The 2,104-nt window shown below is 66.3% G+C and carries 1 protein-coding gene and 2 pseudogenes; all 3 read right to left on the reverse strand.

The window, feature by feature from the left end; all coding sequences use genetic code 11:
• A pseudogene (locus AHiyo1_RS10130) lies at positions 1–1,044 on the reverse strand (thiolase domain-containing protein); the annotation flags it as partial.
• On the reverse strand, positions 1,041–1,724 hold the full coding sequence (locus AHiyo1_RS10135; RefSeq protein WP_059388487.1) for a CoA transferase subunit B: 684 nt from the start codon (positions 1,722–1,724) through the stop codon (positions 1,041–1,043). The pseudogene AHiyo1_RS10130 and the gene AHiyo1_RS10135, both read right to left, overlap by 4 nt.
• Positions 1,725–1,750: 26 nt before the next feature.
• A pseudogene (locus AHiyo1_RS26550) lies at positions 1,751–2,104 on the reverse strand (CoA transferase subunit A); the annotation flags it as partial.

Below are 2,104 nucleotides of genomic sequence, written 5' to 3' on the forward strand. Positions count from 1 at the left end.
CCCTTGGCCTTGAGCCCGCCGGACACATTGATGGGCAGCTTGCCGTCCTTGTAGACCCAGCCTTCCTGCACCGCGCGGGAACCTTCGCCGCGCGGCGTCAGCCCCATGGCCTCGTACATGATCAGTTCGGCGATCGTGAAGCAATCGTGCACTTCGGCGAAGTCCAGCCCGTCGATCCCGACGCCCGGCCATCCCCAGCGCGCGCTCCCAGGACACCCGCGTGGCCGCGAACTCCGTAGGGTCGCGGCGTTCTGCCGGGAAGAAGTCGTTTGCGTGCCCGAAGCCCGCCAGTCGCACGGGTTCAGTAGCAGCGCCCGACGCCGGGCCGAGGGAGAGCACGACGGCGGCGGCGCCGTCGGACACGGGGGAGCAGTCGGTGCGGCGGAGCGGTTCGGCCACCGTGGGATTCTTCTCGGAAACCGTCCGGCAGAACTCCTCGCCGAAGTCCCGGTGCATCTGCGCGTAGGGGTTGTCCATGCCGTTGTGGTGGTTCTTGGCGGCGATGGAACCAAGGATGTCGCCCAGACCCGCTCCGCCCAGGCCCGCTCCGTAGCGCTTCTCGTAGTGCTTGGCTACCTCGGCGAACAGTCCCGTGAAGCCGGTGGTGGAGGCCTTGCCTGCCATCTCGTAGGACGCGCCAAGGAGTGCGGCTCCCACCACGTCGGCCCCGGCGTCGGTCATCTTTTCGGCACCGATCACCAGCACTTTGCGGGCCGTCCCGGCCAAGACAGCCTTCACGCCCTGCTGGAATGCGGCGGAACCGGAGGCGCAGGCGTTTTCGGTCCTGGTTGCGGGCACATTGGCGAGGTCCTCGGACAGCTGCAGGGCCAAGGAGGACGTGAAGCCCAGGGGCTGCATGCCCGAGTTGAACTGGCCGAGGTAGATCTCATCGATGTCCCGCGGCTCAAGGCCCGAGTTCCGGATGGCCTCCGCGGACACCTGAACGATCAGGGACTCCAGCGTCTCGTCCGTGAGCTTGCCGAACTTGCTGTGTCCCCAACCGGTGAGGAGGACGTCTTTGCCGAACTGGTTTTGCAGGCTCATGCTGTGGCTCCTTCGAGGGCGGCTTCTTCCAAGGAGACCGTGAACGCGGCCCCCGTCTTGCTTTGGATCTCTTCGACGGTGACCCCGGGCGCGAGGCGGGTCAGCGTCAGCTGCCGCCCATGGTCGTTGTCGTTCTTGAACAAATCGAACACCGCGAGGTCACTGACAATGCGGTCCACCACCTGGAGGCCCGTCAACGGCAGGGTGCATTCCCGGACGATCTTGGCGCTCCCGTCCTTGGCGTTGTGCTCGGTGAGGACCACGACGCGCGGTGTCCCGGCCACCAGGTCCATGGCGCCGCCCATGCCCTTGACCATCTTTCCCGGAATGGTCCAGTTGGCGAGGTCTCCGTTGCCCGAAACCTGCATGGCGCCGAGGATGGCAACCTTGACGTGTCCGCCGCGGATCATGCCGAACGACGTCGCGGAGTCGAAGATGCTGCCGCCGGGCAGGACCGTGACGGTCTGCTTGCCGGCGTTGATAAGGTCCGCGTCTTCCTCGCCTTCATAGGGGAAAGGCCCCATCCCGAGGAGGCCGTTTTCGCTCTGCAGCACGACCCGTACGCCGTCGGGCAGGTTGTTGGCAACGAGGGTGGGAATGCCGATGCCGAGGTTGACGTAATCGCCGTCGTTGAGTTCCTGGGCCGCAATGGCGGCCATCTCGTCGCGGGTCCATGCCATGGTGGTACTCCTTCGCTTGGTGGTGTTCAGACGGCCAGGGCATCAGTGCGGGGCCGGACGGTACGCTGCTCAATGTCCTTGGGCCGGCCGCTCGCCTGGACCAGCCGTTGGACGTAGACGCCGGGTGTCACGACGTGGTTCGGATCCAATTCGCCGGGCTCCACGATCACTTCGGCCTCGGCGATGGTCACGATTCCCGCCGTCGCCACCACGGGGTTGAAGTTCCGGGCCGTGTAGCGGTAGATCAGGTTGCCGTCCGTGTCCGCGGTATGGGCGTGGACCAGCGCGACGTCGGCGACGATCCCGCGCTCGCGGACGTACGTGACGCCGTCGAACTCTTCGAGCGGTTTGCCCTCGGCAACCAGGGTTCCGACGCGGTC

It is taken from the genome of Arthrobacter sp. Hiyo1 (assembly GCF_001263615.2).
Lineage (GTDB): Bacteria > Actinomycetota > Actinomycetes > Actinomycetales > Micrococcaceae > Arthrobacter.